21 protein-coding genes are annotated in these 17,752 nt (G+C 75.5%); 12 read left to right on the top strand and 9 right to left on the bottom strand.

The genetic code is table 11. From position 1 onward, the window contains the following. Positions 1–28 precede the first annotated feature (28 nt). Positions 29–1,423 (top strand): WS/DGAT/MGAT family O-acyltransferase, encoded by a 1,395-nt coding sequence (locus IN07_RS21950; RefSeq protein WP_036340655.1) that lies wholly within the window; start codon positions 29–31, stop codon positions 1,421–1,423. A gap of 123 nt (positions 1,424–1,546) precedes the next feature. Further along, on the top strand, positions 1,547–2,050 hold the full coding sequence (locus tag IN07_RS21945) for a DUF6912 family protein (RefSeq protein ID WP_036340414.1): 504 nt from the start codon (positions 1,547–1,549) through the stop codon (positions 2,048–2,050). A gap of 15 nt (positions 2,051–2,065) precedes the next feature. Here IN07_RS21945 and IN07_RS21940 read toward each other — a convergent pair whose 3' ends face one another. Then, a complete protein-coding gene (locus tag IN07_RS21940) occupies positions 2,066–5,605 on the bottom strand; it encodes an FtsK/SpoIIIE domain-containing protein (RefSeq protein ID WP_156119335.1) in 3,540 nt (1,179 codons plus the stop codon). Between the two features lie 101 nt (positions 5,606–5,706). Beyond that, the gene (locus IN07_RS24280) at positions 5,707–6,273 is read right to left on the bottom strand and encodes an FHA domain-containing protein (protein ID WP_052091614.1); all 567 of its coding nucleotides are present in this window, start codon (positions 6,271–6,273) and stop codon (positions 5,707–5,709) included. Between the two features lie 181 nt (positions 6,274–6,454). Between IN07_RS24280 and IN07_RS21935 the strand changes: the two genes are divergently transcribed. Continuing rightward, positions 6,455–6,748, top strand: a complete 294-nt coding sequence (locus IN07_RS21935) for a WXG100 family type VII secretion target (protein WP_036340408.1) — start codon at positions 6,455–6,457, stop codon at positions 6,746–6,748. A 53-nt stretch (positions 6,749–6,801) separates the two neighbouring features. On the opposite strand, the gene IN07_RS21930 is transcribed toward IN07_RS21935, so the two are convergent. Both IN07_RS21930 and IN07_RS21925 read right to left on the bottom strand, forming a co-directional pair. Continuing rightward, positions 6,802–7,731: an MFS transporter permease gene (locus tag IN07_RS21930; RefSeq protein ID WP_231558527.1), complete on the bottom strand. Its 930-nt coding sequence runs from the start codon at positions 7,729–7,731 to the stop codon at positions 6,802–6,804. Continuing rightward, complete coding sequence (locus IN07_RS21925; RefSeq protein WP_052091613.1) at positions 7,728–8,216, bottom strand: hypothetical protein; 489 nt, start codon at positions 8,214–8,216, stop codon at positions 7,728–7,730. Before IN07_RS21925 ends, IN07_RS21930 begins: the two co-directional genes overlap by 4 nt. Positions 8,217–8,358: 142 nt before the next feature. Between IN07_RS21925 and IN07_RS21920 the strand changes: the two genes are divergently transcribed. Together IN07_RS21920 and IN07_RS21915 are read left to right on the top strand one after the other, a co-directional pair. Further along, positions 8,359–8,865, top strand: a complete 507-nt coding sequence (locus IN07_RS21920) for a MaoC family dehydratase (protein WP_036340405.1) — start codon at positions 8,359–8,361, stop codon at positions 8,863–8,865. A 67-nt stretch (positions 8,866–8,932) separates the two neighbouring features. Beyond that, positions 8,933–9,247 carry a hypothetical protein gene (locus IN07_RS21915; RefSeq protein WP_036340402.1) on the top strand — a complete coding sequence of 105 codons (315 nt, stop codon included), beginning with the start codon at positions 8,933–8,935 and terminating at the stop codon, positions 9,245–9,247. 24 nt (positions 9,248–9,271) lie between these two features. Here the strand turns inward: IN07_RS21915 and IN07_RS21910 are convergent, their stop codons facing one another. After that, on the bottom strand, positions 9,272–9,685 hold the full coding sequence (locus IN07_RS21910) for an NUDIX domain-containing protein (RefSeq protein WP_036340399.1): 414 nt from the start codon (positions 9,683–9,685) through the stop codon (positions 9,272–9,274). A gap of 100 nt (positions 9,686–9,785) precedes the next feature. On the opposite strand from IN07_RS21910, the gene IN07_RS21905 reads away from it, so the two are divergent. From IN07_RS21905 to IN07_RS21890, 5 genes are all read left to right on the top strand, one after another. After that, entirely contained in the window at positions 9,786–10,412 is a 627-nt protein-coding gene (locus IN07_RS21905; protein WP_036340396.1) for a DUF6758 family protein, read from the top strand. A 168-nt stretch (positions 10,413–10,580) separates the two neighbouring features. Then, on the top strand, positions 10,581–10,760 hold the full coding sequence (locus IN07_RS25495) for a hypothetical protein (protein ID WP_156119333.1): 180 nt from the start codon (positions 10,581–10,583) through the stop codon (positions 10,758–10,760). A 7-nt stretch (positions 10,761–10,767) separates the two neighbouring features. Beyond that, positions 10,768–11,442, top strand: a complete 675-nt coding sequence (locus tag IN07_RS21900) for a PH domain-containing protein (RefSeq protein WP_036340393.1) — start codon at positions 10,768–10,770, stop codon at positions 11,440–11,442. A gap of 56 nt (positions 11,443–11,498) precedes the next feature. Then, positions 11,499–12,356 carry a PHP domain-containing protein gene (locus tag IN07_RS21895; protein WP_036340650.1) on the top strand — a complete coding sequence of 286 codons (858 nt, stop codon included), beginning with the start codon at positions 11,499–11,501 and terminating at the stop codon, positions 12,354–12,356. A gap of 51 nt (positions 12,357–12,407) precedes the next feature. After that, entirely contained in the window at positions 12,408–13,262 is an 855-nt protein-coding gene (locus IN07_RS21890; RefSeq protein WP_231558526.1) for a RecB family exonuclease, read from the top strand. 1 nt (position 13,263) lies between these two features. On the opposite strand, the gene IN07_RS21885 is transcribed toward IN07_RS21890, so the two are convergent. Beyond that, positions 13,264–13,674: a VOC family protein gene (locus IN07_RS21885; protein ID WP_156119332.1), complete on the bottom strand. Its 411-nt coding sequence runs from the start codon at positions 13,672–13,674 to the stop codon at positions 13,264–13,266. Positions 13,675–13,935: 261 nt separating this feature from the next. Then, entirely contained in the window at positions 13,936–14,562 is a 627-nt protein-coding gene (locus IN07_RS21880) for a LysE/ArgO family amino acid transporter (protein ID WP_036340644.1), read from the bottom strand. Positions 14,563–14,632: 70 nt separating this feature from the next. On the opposite strand from IN07_RS21880, the gene IN07_RS21875 reads away from it, so the two are divergent. After that, positions 14,633–15,520: a LysR family transcriptional regulator ArgP gene (locus IN07_RS21875; protein WP_036340388.1), complete on the top strand. Its 888-nt coding sequence runs from the start codon at positions 14,633–14,635 to the stop codon at positions 15,518–15,520. A 23-nt stretch (positions 15,521–15,543) separates the two neighbouring features. Next, a complete protein-coding gene (locus IN07_RS21870; protein WP_156119331.1) occupies positions 15,544–15,930 on the top strand; it encodes a hypothetical protein in 387 nt (128 codons plus the stop codon). On the opposite strand, the gene IN07_RS21865 is transcribed toward IN07_RS21870, so the two are convergent. Both IN07_RS21865 and IN07_RS21860 read right to left on the bottom strand, forming a co-directional pair. Then, complete coding sequence (locus IN07_RS21865) at positions 15,920–16,792, bottom strand: oxygenase MpaB family protein (protein WP_036340381.1); 873 nt, start codon at positions 16,790–16,792, stop codon at positions 15,920–15,922. The genes IN07_RS21870 and IN07_RS21865 overlap by 11 nt on opposite strands. Further along, positions 16,789–17,724 (bottom strand): alpha/beta fold hydrolase, encoded by a 936-nt coding sequence (locus IN07_RS21860; protein ID WP_036340378.1) that lies wholly within the window; start codon positions 17,722–17,724, stop codon positions 16,789–16,791. The genes IN07_RS21865 and IN07_RS21860 overlap by 4 nt, the downstream gene beginning before the upstream one ends. Positions 17,725–17,752: the final 28 nt, after the last annotated feature.

Here is a 17,752-nt window from a genome sequence, read left to right as displayed (position 1 = left end):
GGACGCAGCACCAGTGAGGGAGGTCACGTTGGTCGAACGGCTCACCGCGTTGGACGCGTCCTTCCTGTACCTCGAGGAACCGGGCACCCCGATGCACGTCGGTGCGGTGCTGGTCCTGGAGTGCCCGTCCGGGACGCTGGACCACGACGCGCTGATCGAACTGGTGCGCGCCCGGCTGCCCTTGGTGCCGCGGTACCGGCAGAAGGTGCTGGAGGTGCCCGGCCACCTGGCCAACCCGGCCTGGGTCGACGACCCCGACTTCGACGTGAGCTACCACGTCCGGCGGTCCGCGCTGCCCCGTCCCGGCACCGAGGAACAGCTGCTGGACCTGGTCGCCCGGCTGACCGCCCGGCCGCTGGACCTCAGCCGGCCACTGTGGGAGATGTACCTCGTCGAGGGGCTGGCCGGCGACCGCTCGGCGGTGGTGACCAAGACCCACCCGGCGCTCGTCGACGGTCTGGGGGCCATCGACATCGGGCAGGTCATCCTCGACCCGGACCCGGACGCTGATCCCGCTCCGACGGCACCGGACGAGTGGCGCCCGCGCCGTCCGCCGGGGTCGGCCGCCCTGGTCTGGGAGGCGGTGGAGGACTACCTGCAGCGCCCCTCGGCGGTGCTCGAGACCGCCCGGACGGCGGCCGGTGACCTGCGGGCCACCGCGACCCGCTGGGCCGGGGTGGCCGGCGGGCTGGTGGCTGCGGTGGCCCGCACCGCGGTGTCCCCGGCGCCGGTGAGCCCGCTGAACGCACCCATCGGACGGCAGCGCCGGGTGGCCGTCGCCCGCGCCTCCCTGGACGACCTGCGGACGGTGCGCAAGACGCACGGTGGCACGGTCAACGACGTCCTGCTGACCTCGGTGACCGGCGCACTCCGGGAGTGGCTGCTCTCCCGGGGGGAGCCGGTGGTGGGCAGCACCTCGATCCGGGCCCTGGTCCCGGTGTCGGTGCGGGCCGAGGAGGACGGTGCAGCCAACGAGGTCCGGTCGTTCCTGGTCGACCTGCCGGTGGGGGAGCCGAACCCGCGGGTGCGGTTGGCCCGGATCAGCTTCGCCATGCGCGGCCTGGCGCCCAGCGGGCAGTCTGTCGGTGCGGACACGCTCAGCGCGCTGTCGGGGTTCGCCCCGCCGACGCTGCACGCCCTCGGTGCCCGTGCCGCCAGCGGGCTCTCCCGGCGGCTGTTCAACCTGGTGGTCACCAACGTGCCCGGCCCGCAGGTGCCGCTCTACGCGGGCCCCGCGCGGATGGTCGAGGTCTACCCGGTGGTCCCCCTGGTCCGTGGTCAGGGGCTGGCGATCGGGCTGACCAGCTACGACGGCACCGTCTACTTCGGGTTGAACGCGGACCGGGACAGCGTCAGCGACGTCGACGTCCTCGCCGACCTCATCGAGCAGGAGATCGCCTACCTGCTGGAGGCGTCGAGCTGACGGAGGGCTCCGCTGCCCCCACCGCTCGCGGGCTCGCGGCGCTCACCTGACGCGGGACTGGGAAGATCGTCGGGTCAGCGGCGTTGATGTCGCTGGAACTCTCGACCTGGAGGAGGCGAACCGGTGCGCGTGTACCTGCCGGCCACGACGACCGTGCTGCAGCGGTTGCTCGACGAGGGCCGACTGGAGGGACCGCACACGGTCTTCACGGTCACCCCGCAGCTGCGGGACTTCTACGAACTGAGCGACGACGCCGAGGAGCTGGAGTACGCGGCCCTGCTCGCCGCGGCGCGGGCGAGTCTCCGGTTGATGGACGTCGACCCGCTGGCCGCCCGCCGCCGGGTGGTGCTCGCCGCGGACGTCCCGGAGACCTCGGTGACCCCCCTCCAGGACGAGGGGGCCGACGCCGGTGCCGCCCGCACCACGGCCGACCTGGCCACCTCCGACATCGCCAGTGCGCACATCGACGGAGCCGAGGCGGAGGCGGACGTCCGCGCGGCGACCGCCGTCGTGCTGGAGGCCGACCTGGGGAGCGAGGAGGCACAGTTCGTCGTCGACCAGGCGGAGGGGCACGAGCTGGCCTGGTACGCGACCCAGGAGATCGGCCCGGCGCTCGAGCTGCTCTGACCGCTCCGTCCTCCCTCACGCGTCGACCGGCTCGTGGCGGTGCCGGGCGACCTGCACCCGGGTGACCTCGTGCGGGGTCACCAGCCAGCCCGAGCCCGGCCGCGCGGGCAGCGGCGTGCGGGGCAGCCGGAGCCCGAGCAGCTCGGCGTCCCCGGGTGCCGGCCGCAGCAGCACCGCCGTGCGGCTGCGGCGCAGCGCGGCAGCCGGACCGCGGAACGCCCCGGCGACCTCCGCGGCGGTCCCGGCGCCGACGACCGCCGTGCGGCCGGGCGTGGAGCCGAGCGCGGTGAGCACGTCGCCGACCTCGTCGGAGAGCGAGCTCAGGTCGTCGGCGAGCACGAGGACCGGGCACACCTCGTGCCGGGCCAGCCAGCTGCGCACCCCTGCGGCGTCCGTGCTCGGCAGCTGAGCGCCGGCGGGTTGCGGCACACCGTCGACCGCGGAGTCCTCCACGGTGAGCGGTGCGGGTGCCGGCGCGGCGACCAGGGTCAGGACGGCGGCCCCGGCCGACCGGCCGTGCGCGCCGAAGGCCCGCAGGGCACTGGACCGGCCGCTGCCCGGGGGCCCGACCACCAGCAGACCGCCGGTGCGCGCGAGGTCCACGCCGACCGCCGCACCGGCGTCGCCGCCGGGGCCGATGGGCAACCACCACGTCCGGGGTCCGGAACCGGGCTGTCCGGCGACGGTGGAGGCCGGGCCGGGCAGCGGGAGACGCGGGTCGTCGGGCAGCTCGACCACCCGCACGGGCGGCTCCGGGCACGGTGCGCCCGGCGGGTCGACGGCGGGCACCAGGGGAGTGCGGGGCAGCGCCAGCTGGCACTCGGCGGCCTCCTCGCCGACCAGGGCGCGCCCCGGCGGGCGATCGCCGGGCACCGCCCGCGCGGCAACGCCGGCCACCGCGTAGTCGGCCCGGTCGGGCAACGGCAGCACCAGGCGTTCGCGGACAGCGCCGGCCAGCCGGCCACCGGGGACGGCACGCTCGGCGGTGAGTGCGACCGTCAGGCCGACGGCGGCGCCGTCCCGTGCGAGCCGCAGCAGCGCCGCTGCACCGGTGGCGGGGTCGGCGGCCTCCAGCTGTGCGGCCACGCTCTCGTACCCGTCGACCAGCAGGAGGAGAAACGGTCCGGGTCGCCCGCCACCGCCACCGCCACCACGGCGCCGGTCCACCTCCTCGGTCAGGCGGGCCAGCAGCCGCACCGTGCGGTGCGCGTCGTCCCGGCCGACGGCCGCGCCCGTGTGCGGCAGGCCGTGGGCCAGCCCCGCGAGGCTCCCGCCGCCGTGGTCGAGCACGTGCACCTGCAGGCGGCCCGGCGGCAGGTGGTGGACCGCCTCGCCCAGCACGGTGCGCAGCGCGGTGGTCCGCCCACTGCGGGGGCCGCCCACCACCAACCAGCCGCCGCCGGCGGCCAGGTCCAGCTCCAGCGGGGTCTGCAGCTGCGTGTCGGGGGAGTCGCGCAGGCCGAGCCGGAGCCGGGACGCCGGTGCCCCCGACGACCAGCGGTCGAGCGCGGCGGCGGGGAGCTCGTCGGGCAGCGGGGGGAGCCAGGGGCGGTGCGGCGGGCTGATCTCCTCCGCCCGCGCCCGCTCCGCGAGTGCCCGGACCAGCCGCTGCAGGTCACTGGGGCCCTCGCCACCCGGGTGCCCGGGCTTCGGTGGACCCGGCCGTGACGGCCACGGACGCCGGGCGACGGTCAGCGGCGCCACGGCCGGCGCCGGCCGGCCGGAGACCAGCGCCACCTGCAGGAGCGCGGCCGGCCCGTTGCCGGTCCGCAGGTAGGCGCGGCCGGGACGGTCGGGGGGCAGGTGCGCGGGCAGGGTGCTGCCGAGCACGTCCCTGGCGTCGCCCTCGTCCGTGGTCCGCAGGCAGATCCGCAGCGAGCAGTTCGCCCGGATCTCCGGGCTCACCACACCGGCCGGGCGCTGCGTGGCCAGCACCAGGTGCACGCCGAGCGACCGGCCGCGCTGGGCGATGCCCACCAGGCCGCTGACGAATCCCGGGAGCTCCTCGGCCAGGGTGGCGAACTCGTCGACCACGATCACCAGGCGGCTGGCGGCGACCGGCACCGGCAACGCTGCGAGGTCCCGCACGCCGTGCTCGGCCAGCAGGCGTTCCCGGCGGGTCAGCTCCGCCGACAGGGACCGCAGCGCCCGCGCCGTCGACTGGGAGTCCAGGTCGGTCAGCATCCCCACCGTGTGCGGCAGCGCCGCCGCCTCGCCGAAGGCCGCTCCGCCCTTGTAGTCGATGAGCAGGAAGCTGCACCGGTCCGGTGGATGGTGCTGGGCCAGGCTGGCCACCAGGGTCTGCAGCAGCTCGGACTTGCCCGCGCCGGTCGTGCCGGCGATCAGCGCGTGCGGGCCGTCGGCGACCAGGTCGATCCCCACCGGCCCGTCGCCGGTGACACCCACCGTGGCCAGGAGGCGGCTGCGCACCCGGTCCCAGGCGCCGGACACCTGCTCGTGGCCCGGGTCCAGTCGGAGCCCGGTGGCCGGGAGGTCGAGCAGTCGGGCCGCACCGGGCAGCTCACCGGCGGATGCCGGGACGGCGAGCCGGGCCAGGTCCCGCGCGATCCGGTCGGCCGTCGCCGGGCCGACCGCGTCCAGGTCGACCAGCCGCTCCTGGTCGGCGCCGGGCAGCCGCAACCGGCCGCCGGTGCCGGTCTCCCCGGCGACCTGCAGACGGGCCGGCGCCGGCATCGCGAGGGCGGCCTCGGAGCCGGCCACCTCCAGCCACACGGCCCGTGTGCCCGCCCGCGCGACCAGGGCTGCGGTCGCCTGGTCGACCGGCCCGTCCAGCACGACCAGCGTCCGGGGCTCGGCGCCGGCTCCCGCGGTCGGGGCGCCGGACAGCACGGCCACCAGCCGGTCGGCGACGGGCTCGTCCGGGACGACCACCCCCTGCAGGTGCGGCAGCCAGCGGCACCACCGCCAGTCCGCGAGCTCGGGCTCACCGCTCACGAGCACGATCCGCAGGCCCGCCGGAGGGGTGAGCACGGCCAGCTGGCAGACCAGCGCGCGCGCCACGCCGAGGACTGCCGTCCGCGGCCCCACGAGGCCCAGACCCGTCCCGGGGGGCAGTGGCAGCGCCACCGGCAGGTGCTCGGCCAGGACGGCGGAACGGTTCCCGCCGGGTTCGGCGGTGGTCACGGTGGTGGCGCCCGGGCCCGTGCCCAGCCGCACGCTGAGCGGGGCGGCCGCGCTGCTCCGGGACCACAACGGGCTGCTGCGCCGACGCGCCGCGGCAGCCAGCAGGGCGAGGTCGGGGTGCTCGGCCTCCTGCGCCGCGCGGTGCGCGGCGACCGCCCGGCTGAGCTCGGCATCGGCCCGGGCGAGCGCCACGGCGTGCTCGGCGACCTCCCGGCGGTGACCGCGACGGCCGGACAGCCGGTCCGACGACCAGCTGGCCACGGCGACGACCGGGCTCAGCAGGGCGAAGAAGAGGAAGTGCGGCGTGGCGAGGAGCCAGGCCATCAGCACCCCGCCGAACGCCGGGAGGGCGACGGCGACCCAGCCCAGCCGTCGCCGTGACGGCTCGGACGGGGGCGTCGGCCGGAGCACCGTCGTGCTCCCCGGAGCAGGCGGGGACAGCGGGAGAGGACGGACGTGCACCCGCCCCGCCGGCGCGGCGGCGCACTCCAGGCCGGCGCCGCGGGGACCGGTCAGCCGGAGGGCGCTGGCCCCACCCGCAGCGTCGAGTCGACCGGCCACTCCTGCGCATCGGCGCCCACGGGGGTGGTCGCACCGGAGCGGTCGGTCATCGCGGTGCCGTTGGAGGAACCGAGGTCGGCGACCGTGACCCGGCCCTCGGCCACGGACACGACGGCGTGACGTCGCGAGACGTCCGGGTCCTCGAGCGTCAACCCGCAGGCCGCGCCACGGCCGACGACCAGCACCCCCTGGCCGAGCGCGACGGCACGGCCGGCGTCGGCCCCCGCCACGACGTGCAGCTCGAGAGCACCGCCGTCGGCCGGCTCGCGGGGGCCGGGGCGGCCCCACCCGAGCAGCGCGCCGTGGCGCAGGGCCTCCGACGTCAGCGGGGTGCTGGCCGGCAGGGCGCTCGACCCGGACCACAGCTCGGCCGGGGGGAGGCGGAGCCGGTCGGACAGGCGCGCCAGGACGTCGCCGAGCACAGCCTCCTCGGGTGCCCGGATCTCGACGTCGAGGACGCCGTCGGGCGCCTGCAGCGTCCAGCAGCGAGCGGTGTGCTCGCCGGACGTCGACGTCATGCGGGACACCGCAGCGGGGACCTGACCACCCGGTGATCGTGCCGGTGGCCGACGGGGGCGCGGGGGTCCCGATCGACATCTGTGGACGACCGGGTCGGCTGTGGACAGCAGCGGTCGCGCGCGCCGCGGCGGCCCTAGGTTCGGACCCCGTCGGGACGTCCCCGGCAGCCGAGGAGGGGTCATGAAGGTCGACATCGCGACGCTGGACACGATGGCAGGGCAGTGCCGGGCGGAGGCCGCCGACACCTCGGCCCGGCACGCGACGCTGTCCGCCGGGATCAACAGCTCGGTGCTGGAGGGCTGGACCGACAGTCAGGCCGCCGTGCAGTTCAGCGAGCTCTACGAGAAGTGGCGGCTGTCCAGCCAGGGGGTGAGCGAGGCGCTCACCGGCATGGGGCAGCTGCTCACCAGCGTCTCCTCGGCCTACCAGCAGCACGAGGCCGAGATGGCCGCCCGGATCGGCGCCATGCTCTGACGCCGACGCGGCTCTGACGCCGACGCGGCACGGCGGGGACGCCGACCGGCGGGTCAGCCCGGGGTGGGGGTCCCGGGCACCGCAGGCAGCCCGGTCAGGTTGTCACGGCGCTGGAGCACCGACAGCCGCTCCCACGGCAGGATCGACAGGATCGCGATGCAGTGCGGCAGGAAGATGATCGTGACCCCGGCGTAGACCATCACGTGGAAGCCGAGCAGGAAGAGCACCAGCCCGATCCGGGCCCGGTCGGTGCGCACCAGCAGGATCAGCGGTGCCGCCAGCTCGAGCACGATCATCACCCACTGCACCGTCGGCAGCAGCCAGGCCACGTCCAGCGTCCACATCGACAGGTCGGTGCCCCGGCGGACCAGCGCGCGGGTCAGGGTGGCACCGGTCGCCCAGTCCCAGCCGCCGAACCGGATCTTCGCCCAGGCCGCCAGGAAGTAGGTGAGCATCACGGTGAACAGCACGGCCGCCATCGCGAACCCGGCGGCCTCCGAGGAGCGCCGGTCCCGCAGCCGCGCCCGCCCGATCGTCGGCAGCACCGCCAGGGCGACCAGGAAGGCGATCCGGTCGTGGTCGACCTTCCCGTAGCTCATCGCGATGACCATCCACTCCGAGTAGAGGAGGAAGACGGCGAGGCCGAGCAGCCGTGGCGCCCGGCCGGTGGCGGCGGCCACCGCGGCGATCACCAGCGCCCACTGGACGACCAGCACGAGGGTGTGCGTCGGGGTGGGCAGGTTCAGCAGCCGGCCGACCAGCAGCGGCGCGTACCAGTCGGTGGGCACGTCGGCGTGGGCGCGCACCCACGCCGTGGTGAGGAAGACGTCGATCGGGATGAACAGGTAGGCGATGGCCCGGAAGACCGCGATCCGGGCCAGCGGCACCGGGCGGAACCACCAGCGGGGGGTGCCGGGGACAGCCGGGGCCACCTCCGGGCGCATCGGTGCCGCGGTGGGCGGGGTGGTGGCTGCGGTGCTCACTCGCCGTCCTCCAGCTGGTACTCGATCAGCACCCGGTCGGTGACGTCACCGGTCCGCTGGCCGTCCTCGAGGTCGATGCGGCGCTGCACGACCTGGACCTCGACCAGCTCCTCGGCGGCGGGGTTGCGCTCGGCATAGGAGTCGGCGAGGAGCCCGAGCAGCGAGGGGTCCTCGCCGATGCGGGGGAGCTGGCCCTCGAACTCGGCCCGGCGCAGCCCCACCTCGCCGCCGGAGAGCCGCACCTCCTCACCCGTGGCGGTCAGCCCGACCACCCGGGTCGAGACGACCGGGGTGTCGGGGTTCGCGCGGGTGGAGTACATCCGGAACGGGCCGAAGGGGAACGAGTCGTCGTTCCCCCACACCGTGCCGGCCAGCAACAGGGCCAGCACTATCGCGACCGCGGCCAGTCGGGCGCGCCGCCCACCCGGGGTCAGGCGCTCGACCTCGGCCTCGGCGGGCAGCTCGGGGGCGGACTGCAGGTGCACCGGGTCATCGTAGGATCGGCGCCCGTCCAGACGGGTCATCGTCGCTCCGTGGCGGGCAGCCGGCGCGCGCGTGCACCCGGCCGCCCCGGCAGTCCCACCTGCGTCGTCCGTCACCTGATGAGCGACCAGTGGGAGCAGCCCGATGCAGTTCGGCCGGTACTACGAGGAGTTCGAGGTCGGCGCCACCTACAAGCACTGGCCCGGCAAGACCGTCACCGAGTACGACGACCACCTGTTCTGCCTGCTCACCATGAACCACCACCCGCTGCACCTGGACGCCCACTACGCCGCGGAGACCACCGACTTCGGGGAGAACGTCGTCGTCGGCAACTACGTCTACTCGCTGCTGCTCGGCATGAGCGTCGCCGACGTCTCCGGCAAGGCGATCGCCAACCTCGAGGTCGAGTCGCTCAAGCACGTCGCCCCGACCTTCCACGGCGACACGATCTACGGCGAGACCACCGTGCTGGACAAGACCGAGTCCCGCTCCAAGGACGACCGGGGCGTCGTCCACGTCGAGACCATCGGCTACAAGCAGGACGGCACCGTGGTCTGCGTCTTCCGTCGGAAGGTCATGGTGCCCAAGCGCTCCTACGGAGAGGCCCGCGGCGGGGAGCAGCCCGGGCGTCCCGAGCCCGTCCGTCGGTGACCGGCCCCGGGCACCCCGTGCCGGCGGACGTCGCCGGCCACCGCGACGGCGGAGAGGGCGGTACGTGATGGACCCGATCTCGATCCTCGTCGGGGTGGGGGCGGTGCTGCTGGGGCAGGCCATCGGCTACGTGCAGGGACGCCACCACCGGGCTCCCAAGCCGATCCAGGCGATCTGCGGGTGCGGTCACGGCATGTCGATGCACAACGCGGAGACCGGGCGGTGCCACGGGATGATGAACGGCGACCCGCTCAAGTACGACTCCGACAAGGAGCCCACCGCGTACAAGCAGGTCCCGTGCACCTGCCAGCGGTACGTCGGGCCGCTCCCCATCGACCAGGTGTTCTCACCGCCCCTGCTGCCGCCGTCGGACTCCAGGTGAGTGCGGCTCCGGGTGCTCGCGAGCTCAGCGGGGGAGCACGCCCCAGCCGGAGAGCGCGGTGAGCACGCCGGGCGCCATTTCCAGCGCGGTCAGCCCGGCGGCGTCCACGAAGACGGCGTCGTCGGCGTCGTCCCCGGCCACCGGCTGTCGCTCCGGCTCGACCACGGTGCACAGCCAGTCGGTGACGGTGAAGACGACGCCGTCCCCGTCGATCCGGACGTGGCCCAGCACCCGTACCGGGCGCACGGCCAGCCCGGTCTCCTCGGCGGTCTCCCGGACGACGGCGTCGGCCTCGGACTCGCCGGGTTCCACCCGACCGCCCGGCACCGACCACAGGCCCGCGCTCGGGGCGTGGCTCCGGCGGATCAGCAGCAGGCGGCCCCGCTCGTCGTGCACCACGGCGCCGACGCACGCCACCTCCGGCCGCGGGTCGTCCACCTCGGGAAGGGTACGGGCGGCCGGGGACCCGGTGCCCGGGACGGCGGGACGCTGAGGCGATGCTTGACGAACCCACGGCAGAACAGGACGGTGAGCGGCGATGAGTGTCTCCCCGGTGTGCCCGCGCTGCGGCGAGGTTCTGGTCGTCCGCCCCGGCTCGGCCGACGAGGGCTGGTGCCACGTGCACGCAGCCGTCACCCCGCTGCACCACACCGCCGTGGTTGCCCACGACGCGATCAGCGCGGTGTGCGCCGATGCCCGGGTGCCGGCCTGGGTGCCCGACCCGATGCCCGGCGGCTGGGCGGTCACCGGGCTGGCCTGGGGCGGTGAGCCCGGGGCCCGGGCGATCGTCGTCGCCTGCGCCGGCCCGGCGCCGCTCGGGGGCTCGGCGGAACTGGTGCTCGTGGCCGAGGAGCCCGGCACCGGCCTGGGCTGCGGCTACGCCGGGCTGCCCGGCGTCGACCCGGGAGAGCTCGTCGGTGCCGGTCCCTCCACCGTCGCGGTCGAGGCCGCCGGGCAGCGGGTGCCGCTGTGGCTGGTACCGGTGGGCGACGACCGCGCCGCCTACGTCGGGGAGGCCCACGGGGTCTGGCTGTGGCTGGTCACCTGGCCGGCGTCGGCCGCCTGGTTGCTGGCCGAGGACCTCTCCCTGCTCGACCTGCGCGACCGGGTCTACCCCGACCTCCCGCTCGGCCCGACGACCGATCGGCTGCTGCCCGGCCGGTGAGCGGGCGGTGACGAACCGGCCGGTGTGGATCCGTTCGACACGCGGTCGGCGTGGCGAGTGGTGTTCCGGGTGGGGCTGCTGTTACTCATGGGTGCGCGGTCCGGACGGCCGTCGAGGTGCACTGCCGTCGGCCCGCTAGCCCGGTCGCCGTCGAGTCCGCCTGGCCACGTGAGGAAGGGAAACGGTGCGACCTTGCTGAAGAAGGTGCTCACCTGGCTGGCCATCGCGTTCGTGGTCTTCTACGTGATCCAGCGGCCCGAGGACGCGGCCGGCATCGTGCGCAGCGCCGGCGGCGCCCTCAGTGACGCGGCCGGCTCGCTGTCGGCCTTCGTGGAATCCCTGGTCTAGCCCGGCCGTGTCCGGCGCCCGTACCCGGCGGCCCCGCTGGGGCAAGGACGCCGAGAAGTACCTGCTCCCCGACGAGCCCCCGGTCATCGCCACCCGCCGTCACCCGGCGGTGCTGGCGCGCCCCCTGGCCCGGGGCGTCCCGGCCCTCGTGGTCGGGGTGTGGGTGCTGCAGCTCGACCTGGACAACGCGGGGGCCGGGGCCGTCGTCGGGCTGCTCGTGGTGCTCGGCGCGCTGGGCTATCTCGGGCTGCACGTCGGTGAATGGTGGGTGCGGCACTTCCTGATCACCCGCCGGCGGGTGCTGATGACGTCGGGGGTGATCATCCGCACCGTCGCGGTCATGCCCCTGCGCCGGATCACCGACCTGACCTGGAAGGAGACCTTCTGGGGTCAGGTACTGGGCTACGGCACCTTCCGCTTCGAGTCCGCCGGGCAGGCGCAGGGCCTGGACGAGATCACCTACCTGCCGCACGCGAAGGCGCTGTACAAGCGGCTGTCGGAGCTGATGTTCGGCTCCGACTTCTCCACCAACCCGGTGAGCTCCGACGAGGACGCCGAGGGGTCGATGAGCGCCGACGACCGGGGGGCCGGCGACGCCCCCGAACAGCACATGCCGCCACCGCTGACGCCGGGGCGCGGGCACGACACCGCCCCGATCCCGCGCACCCGCCCGCCGTCCTGACCGGTCCACCCGACCACCCTGCGGCGGGTCCCGCGCCGGTGCGGCAGGCTGGGGGCGTGCGCATCGACCTGCACACCCACTCCTCGGTCTCCGACGGCACCGACAGCCCCGCCGCCCTGGTCGCCACCGCGGCCGCAGCCGGGCTCGACGTCGTCGCCCTCACCGACCACGACACGACGGCCGGCTGGGCCCGGGCCGAGGAGGCGCGCCCGCCCGGGCTGACGCTCGTGCCGGGGATGGAGATGTCCTGCCGGTACTTCCCCGCCGGGGAGTCGCCGATCAGCGTGCACCTGCTGGCCTACCTGTTCGACCCGCTGCACCCGGCCTTCGCCGCCGAGCGGGTACGGCTGCGCGAGGAGCGGCTCAGCCGGGGGGAGCGGATCGTCACCGCGCTCGCCACCGACGGCTACCCGATCGTCTGGGCCGAGATCGTCGCCCGCAGCGAGGGCGGGGTGGTCGGGCGGCCGCACGTGGCGCGGGCGCTGGTCGAGGCGGGCGTGGTCGACTCGGTCGACCACGCCTTCGGCACGCTCCTGCACCACGGCAGCCCCTACTACGCGGCCAAGGCCGACACCGATGTGCTCGACGGAATCCGGTTGGTCCGTGCCGCCGGTGGGGTGCCGGTGTTCGCCCACGGCCTGGCGACGAAGCGGGGGCGGGTGGTCGGCGACGACGCGATCGCCGAGATGGCCGCCGCCGGGCTGCTCGGCCTGGAGGTCGAGCACCCCGACCACACGCCCGACCAGCGGGCGTACCTGCGTGCCCTGGCCACCGGGCTGGGGTTGATCCAGACCGGCTCCAGCGACTACCACGGCACCAACAAGCGCACCGCGATCGGCGCCTGCACCACCGACCCCGAGCAGTACGCGGCGCTGCTGGCCGCCGGCACCGGCAGTGCCGTGCTCACCGACTGACCCTGTCGGTGGCCCCGGTTACCGTGGCGGCGTGGCGACGGAGGGGGACCGGTGAGCGACCAGCTGGAGATGCCCGGCATGCCCAAGCGGCTGTTCTCCTGCACGCCCAGCAAACTGGCCACCTTCGCCGACTGCCCGCGCCGGTACCGGTTCGCCTACCTCACCCGGCCGAGTCCGCCGAAGGGCCCGCCGTGGGCGCACAACACCGTGGGCTCGGCGGTGCACGCGGCGCTGCGCTCGTGGTGGGAGCTGCCGGTGGAGAAGCGCACCCCGGCCGCGGCCCGGCAGCTGCTCTACAGCGGCTGGTCGCGGGCCGGCTTCCGGGACGACGAGCAGGCCGCGCAGTGGCGGGCCAAGGCCGCGGCCTGGATCACCGACTACGTGGCCGAGCTCGACCCCACCGACGAGCCGGCCGGCACCGAGCGCACGGTCGGCGCCACCACCGAGGCCCTCGCCCTCTCCGGCCGGGTCGACCGGATCGACCGCCGGGGCGACGAGCTGGTCGTCGTCGACTACAAGACCGGCCGCGTCCCCAGCACCGAGGACGAGGCACGCGGGTCACCGGCACTGGCGCTGTACGTGCTGGGCGTCCGGCGCACGCTGCGCCGTCCGTGCACCCGGGTCGAGCTGCACCACCTCCCGTCGGGCACGGTCGCTGCCTTCGAGCACACCGACCGGTCGCTGGCCAACCACGTCCGCCGGGCCGAGGACATCGCCGCCGACATCGGCACCGCGACCGAGGCACTGGCCGCGGGCGCGGACGTCGACGAGGCCTTCCCGCCGGTGCCGGGCCAGCAGTGCAGCTGGTGCGACTTCCGTTCCAGCTGCCCGACCGGTCAGGCGGCCGCCCCGGCCCGGGAGACGTGGAGCTTCCTGCCTCCCGAGCCGGTGGCGGCTGCCGAGTGAGTCAGCCCGCCGCGGAGCCGGCCGGCACGTCGGTGTAGCGGGCCGTCAGCACCTCCAGCAGGTGGCCGTCCGGGCCGCGGAAGTACAGCCGCCGTCCGCTGCCGTCGGGGTTGACCTCGCCGACCTCGCCAGGACGGCGCCCGGGCGGGTCGGCGGTGTACGGCGTCCCGTCGGCGTCGAGCCGGGCCCGGACGCGGTCGAAGTGCTCCTCGCCGATCAGGAAGGCCAGGTGCAGCGGCTCCGCCGACGGCGCGCCGGCGAAGTTCAGCACGATCGTGTCGTCGAGCTGCACGGACCGGAAGAAGCCGTCCGTGTAGGGCTCGCGGAGTTCCAGCAGGTCGACGAACCAGTCGACGGCGGCGTCCCGGTCGGTGACCGGGACGATCATGTGGTGCAGGGCAGCAGTGGGCACGGGTGCTCCGAGGGGTGAGGGGCCGGCCGCACGAGGGCCGGGGAGTGCGCAGGGGAACCGGCTCGGGGCCGGGAGCAGGTCGTGGTGCGGGCGGTGCGGCACCGGGGTGGACACGGTGCGCGGGATCGGTCTTCGCCGGAGGCGGCCCACGGGGCCGCCCGGGGGTCACGTGCGGGCCGGGTACCCGACTCGCTCACGGCTCGAGGCCGACCCGGCAGTCATGGCGGCGACCGTAGCGCCGGAGCCGGGCGCGCACAACGCTCAGCTGCCGGCCGCTCCCCGGACCGCCAGGGAGATCGCCAGGACGACCATGACGACGGCGATGCCGGCGTCGAGGACCTGCCAGGCGCGCGGGCGGGCGAACACCGGCCGCAGCAGTCGCGCGCCGTACCCGAGGCCCAGGAACCAGACCGCACTGCCCAGGGCGGCGCCGGCGCCGAACCACCAGCGGCGGTCGTCGTAGGTGCTGGCCAGCGAGCCGAGCAGCACGACGGTGTCCAGGTAGACGTGCGGGTTGAGCCAGGTCAGGGCCACGGCGGTGGACACGGTGACCGCGAGGCCGGTGCGGGCGCCGGAGGCATCGGTGAGCAGGGCGGCCGGCCGCAGCGCCCGGCGCGCGGCCAGCAGCCCATAGACCAGCAGGAAGGCCGCCCCGGCGAAGCAGACGACGGTCACCACGCCCGGCGCCCGGGTGACCAGTGCGCCGGCACCGGCGACTCCCGCGGTGATCAGCACGACGTCGGAGAGCAGGCAGACCGCGACCACCGCGGCGACGTGCTCGCTGCGCAGCCCCTGCCGCAGGACGAGAGCGTTCTGCGCCCCGATCGCGACGATCAGCGACAGCCCGAGCCCCAGTCCGGCGGCGGCGGCGAGAAGGGCGGGGGACATGCCGACCACGCTAGGTCCGTCCTGCACCGGAAGACCAGCTCACTTTACTGACGTACCTGAAGCGCGTCTGATGGTCACCGTGGACCTCGACCTCGCGCAGCTGCGGGCGCTGGGGGCGACCGTCACCACCGGCACGCTGGACGCCGCGGCCCGCGCCCTGCACGTGACGCCCTCGGCGATCAGCCAGCGGATCAAGGCCCTGGAGACCGCGACCGGCCGGGTGCTGCTGGTGCGCAGCCGGCCGGTGCAACCCACCGAGTCCGGTCAGGCGCTGCTCCGGCTGGCCCGGCAGATCGACCTGCTCACCGCCGACGCCACCCGGGAGCTGGACAGCGCGGCGCACGGTCCGGTCGCGCTGCCGATCGCGGTCAACGCCGACTCACTGGCGACCTGGGTGCTGCCCGCGCTGGCGCCGCTGGCCGGTGACCTCGTCCTCGACCTGCACCGCGCCGACCAGGCGCACACCAGCGCGCTGCTGCGGACCGGCACGGTGATGGCCGCGGTCACCGGCGACGCCGACCCGGTCCCGGGCTGCAGTTCGACCCGGCTGGGCAGCATGCGGTACCGGCCGATGGCCGCTCCTGCCTTCGCCCGGCGCTGGTTGGCCGACGGCGGGACGGCGGAGTCCCTGGCCCGGGCGCCGGTCGTCGTCTTCGACCGCAGCGACGACCTGCAGCACGCGCACCTGCGGGCCCGGGGGGTCGACCCGACTCGGCCGCCGATGCACTTCGTGCCCTCCTCGGCCGACTTCCTCACCGCGGTGCGGCTCGGCATGGGCTGGGGCATGGTCCCCGACCTGCAGGACACCGACGGCGATCTGACGGTGCTCGACCCGGACGGCGCGGTGGACGTCGTCCTGCACTGGCAGCAGTGGCGGCTGCGGTCGCCGTCGCTGGACCGGGTGGCCGATGCCGTCCTCGCTGCCGCGCGCCGGGTGCTGGAGACCGGCCGCAGCTGACCGGCTTGCCCGGGTCCCCGACGGTGACCAGACTCGGTGACCTGCTGGAGGACGGGACGAGGAGGTCGGCGGTGCTGCGCTGGTCCGCGCTCGGCCTGGCGGCGCTCATCGCCGCGTGGCTGGCCGCCGAGGTGTGGCGGGACGCGGGCGCGTTCGCGTTCCTGCTGCTCGGGCTGCCGGTCGTCGCCTGTCTGGTCGCGGTGCTGACGTCGCGTAGCCGGTACGCCCGGCCGGTCACCTGGGGTGCCGCGGCGGTCGTGCTCGGCTGGTCGCTGGTGCTGGGACTGGGGATCGGCCTGTTCTTCCTGCCGGTGGCGTTCGTGCTGGCGGCCGCCGCTGCCCGGGACGACCCGGCCCGGGACGACCCGGCGCGGCAGGACCGGGCAGGGCGCCGCCCGCTCAGGCGCTGAGCGGCTCCACCGCGGCCACCCGCTCCCGGGCCGCCCGCACGATCGGCGACTCGCGCACCCGGGCCGGCACGGCCAGCGCGGTCTGCCGGAACGCCCGGAGCCCGGCCGTCGCCGCGGCGTCGGTGAGCCCGAACCCGGGCAGGCCGTAGAGCCGGCGGGCCCAGCCGGGCAGCGTCGCCGCACCGAGCGAGGCCAGCGTGCTCCACGCCGGCCGGGCCGGGGTCAGCACCTGCACCCAGCCGGGCATCGGTGGCACCAGGACGAAGCGGGAGGCGGTGCGCGCCGCGGGCGTGACGGCCAGCTGGGCGCGGATCCGGTCGAAGTAGGCGTCGAGCTCGGCGACCGTGCGCGGCACGTCGGCCTCCTCGCAGCCCACCAGCACCGCGGCGACCACCTGCTCCTCGACGTACCGGTCGGCGTCGGCGTCGGTCAGCGGCACCCCGGCCCGGCGGGCGGTGGACAGCAGTGACTCGACCTCGCAGTTGTGCACCCACAGCAGCAGGTCGGCGTCGTCGACGTTGAAGTGCCGTCCGGTGGTCTCCTCGACCCCGGACTTCCCCCGGTGCAGCCCGCGCACCCGGCGCACCTGCCGGAGGGCGTCCCGTCGGGTGCCGAAGGACAGCGTCGCCACGTACTCGGCCGTGCGGGTCAGTCGCGCCCACGGGTCGGTGGCGAAGGCCGTGGAGAACTGGTGGACGCCGCCCATCGCCACCGGGTGCAGCGCCTGCAGCAGCAGCGCGCGGATGCCGCCCACGGAGAACGCCGGGTCGCTGTGCACCCGCCAGGTGACGCTGTCCGGCCCGAAGAAGCCGAGCAGGTCCTCTCGCTCGGTGAAGTCGTTGATCGACGGGGTCGGCCTCACCGCACGGCCCCGGCGGTGTCGTCGTCGGCGGTGGCCAGCGAGCCGTGGGGGTCGCTCCAGAAGGTGACCAGCACCTGCAGGGTGCGGGAGGGGTTCTCGATGGCGGGGGAGTGCACCGCCTGCGGGATCACCTCGTGCCGGGCGCGCAGCCGGGCGGCCATCTCCGCCTGGACCGCGGGGCTCCACGCGTCGTCGGCGACGCCGTGGGTGACGAGCACCGGCACGCCGGTCGCGGCCAGCTCGGCCACCCGGTCGGGTTCGGCGAGCATCGCATCGGCCATGCCCAGCAGCCCGGCGGCGGTGTTGGCCAGGAAACGGCGGGTGAGGAACTCCCGGGTCGGCGCTGGCACCGCCTGCGCGCGTGGATCGGTCATCGCCAGCTGGTCCAGGGTGTCGCTGACCAGCTGGACGCCGCCGGCCTCCAACAGCGGGGGCAGGTGGTCCAGCATCTCGGCCCGGGGGCCGGTCAGCGCGGCGGGGCCGCTGCCCAGCAGGGTGAGCGTGGCGAACAGCGCCGGCTCGGCGAGCACCGCTGCCCGGGCGACGAGGCCGCCGAAGCTGTGCCCGAGCAGGTGCACCGGGCTGCCCGTCTCGGTGTGCAGCTGCCGGGCGACCGCGACCACGTCGGCCGCGAGCTCGGCCACCGAGTACTGCGCCGGGTCGTCCGGGCCGGGCGACTCGTACTGCCCGCGCTGGTCCATCGCCACGGCCCGGACGCCGGCCTCGCCCAACGGGGACAGCAACGGCGCGAAGTCCTCCTTGCTGCCGGTGTAGCCGGCCACCAGCAGCACCGTCGGCCCGTCGCAGGCGCCGGTGTCCAGGGCGGCCAGCGGGCCGGAACGACCGGGGAACGTCACCCGGGCCGCGTCGTGCACCGCCAGCTGGCGGAGGTCGTCGGGGGCGGTGTGTTCGGAGCCTCCAGGCAGGACCATGCCCCGAGTGTGCCTCGCCGTGCGGCCC

This window comes from Modestobacter caceresii (genome assembly GCF_000761485.1).
In the GTDB taxonomy this organism is placed as follows: Bacteria; Actinomycetota; Actinomycetes; order Mycobacteriales; family Geodermatophilaceae; genus Modestobacter; species Modestobacter caceresii.
This window is presented reverse-complemented; position numbering and strand designations above follow the sequence as displayed.

What these genes read in the sequence shown, in the direction of transcription:
- IN07_RS24280 (WP_052091614.1), bottom strand. Translation starts at nt 6,273, where the DNA reads ATGACGTCGACGTCCGGCGAGCACACCGCTCGCTGCTGGACGCTGCAG.
- IN07_RS21935 (WP_036340408.1), top strand. Translation starts at nt 6,455, where the DNA reads ATGAAGGTCGACATCGCGACGCTGGACACGATGGCAGGGCAGTGCCGG.
- IN07_RS21920 (WP_036340405.1), top strand. Translation starts at nt 8,359, where the DNA reads ATGCAGTTCGGCCGGTACTACGAGGAGTTCGAGGTCGGCGCCACCTAC.
- IN07_RS21915 (WP_036340402.1), top strand. Translation starts at nt 8,933, where the DNA reads ATGGACCCGATCTCGATCCTCGTCGGGGTGGGGGCGGTGCTGCTGGGG.
- IN07_RS21905 (WP_036340396.1), top strand. Translation starts at nt 9,786, where the DNA reads ATGAGTGTCTCCCCGGTGTGCCCGCGCTGCGGCGAGGTTCTGGTCGTC.
- IN07_RS21880 (WP_036340644.1), bottom strand. Translation starts at nt 14,562, where the DNA reads ATGTCCCCCGCCCTTCTCGCCGCCGCCGCCGGACTGGGGCTCGGGCTG.
- IN07_RS21875 (WP_036340388.1), top strand. Translation starts at nt 14,633, where the DNA reads ATGGTCACCGTGGACCTCGACCTCGCGCAGCTGCGGGCGCTGGGGGCG.
- IN07_RS21860 (WP_036340378.1), bottom strand. Translation starts at nt 17,724, where the DNA reads ATGGTCCTGCCTGGAGGCTCCGAACACACCGCCCCCGACGACCTCCGC.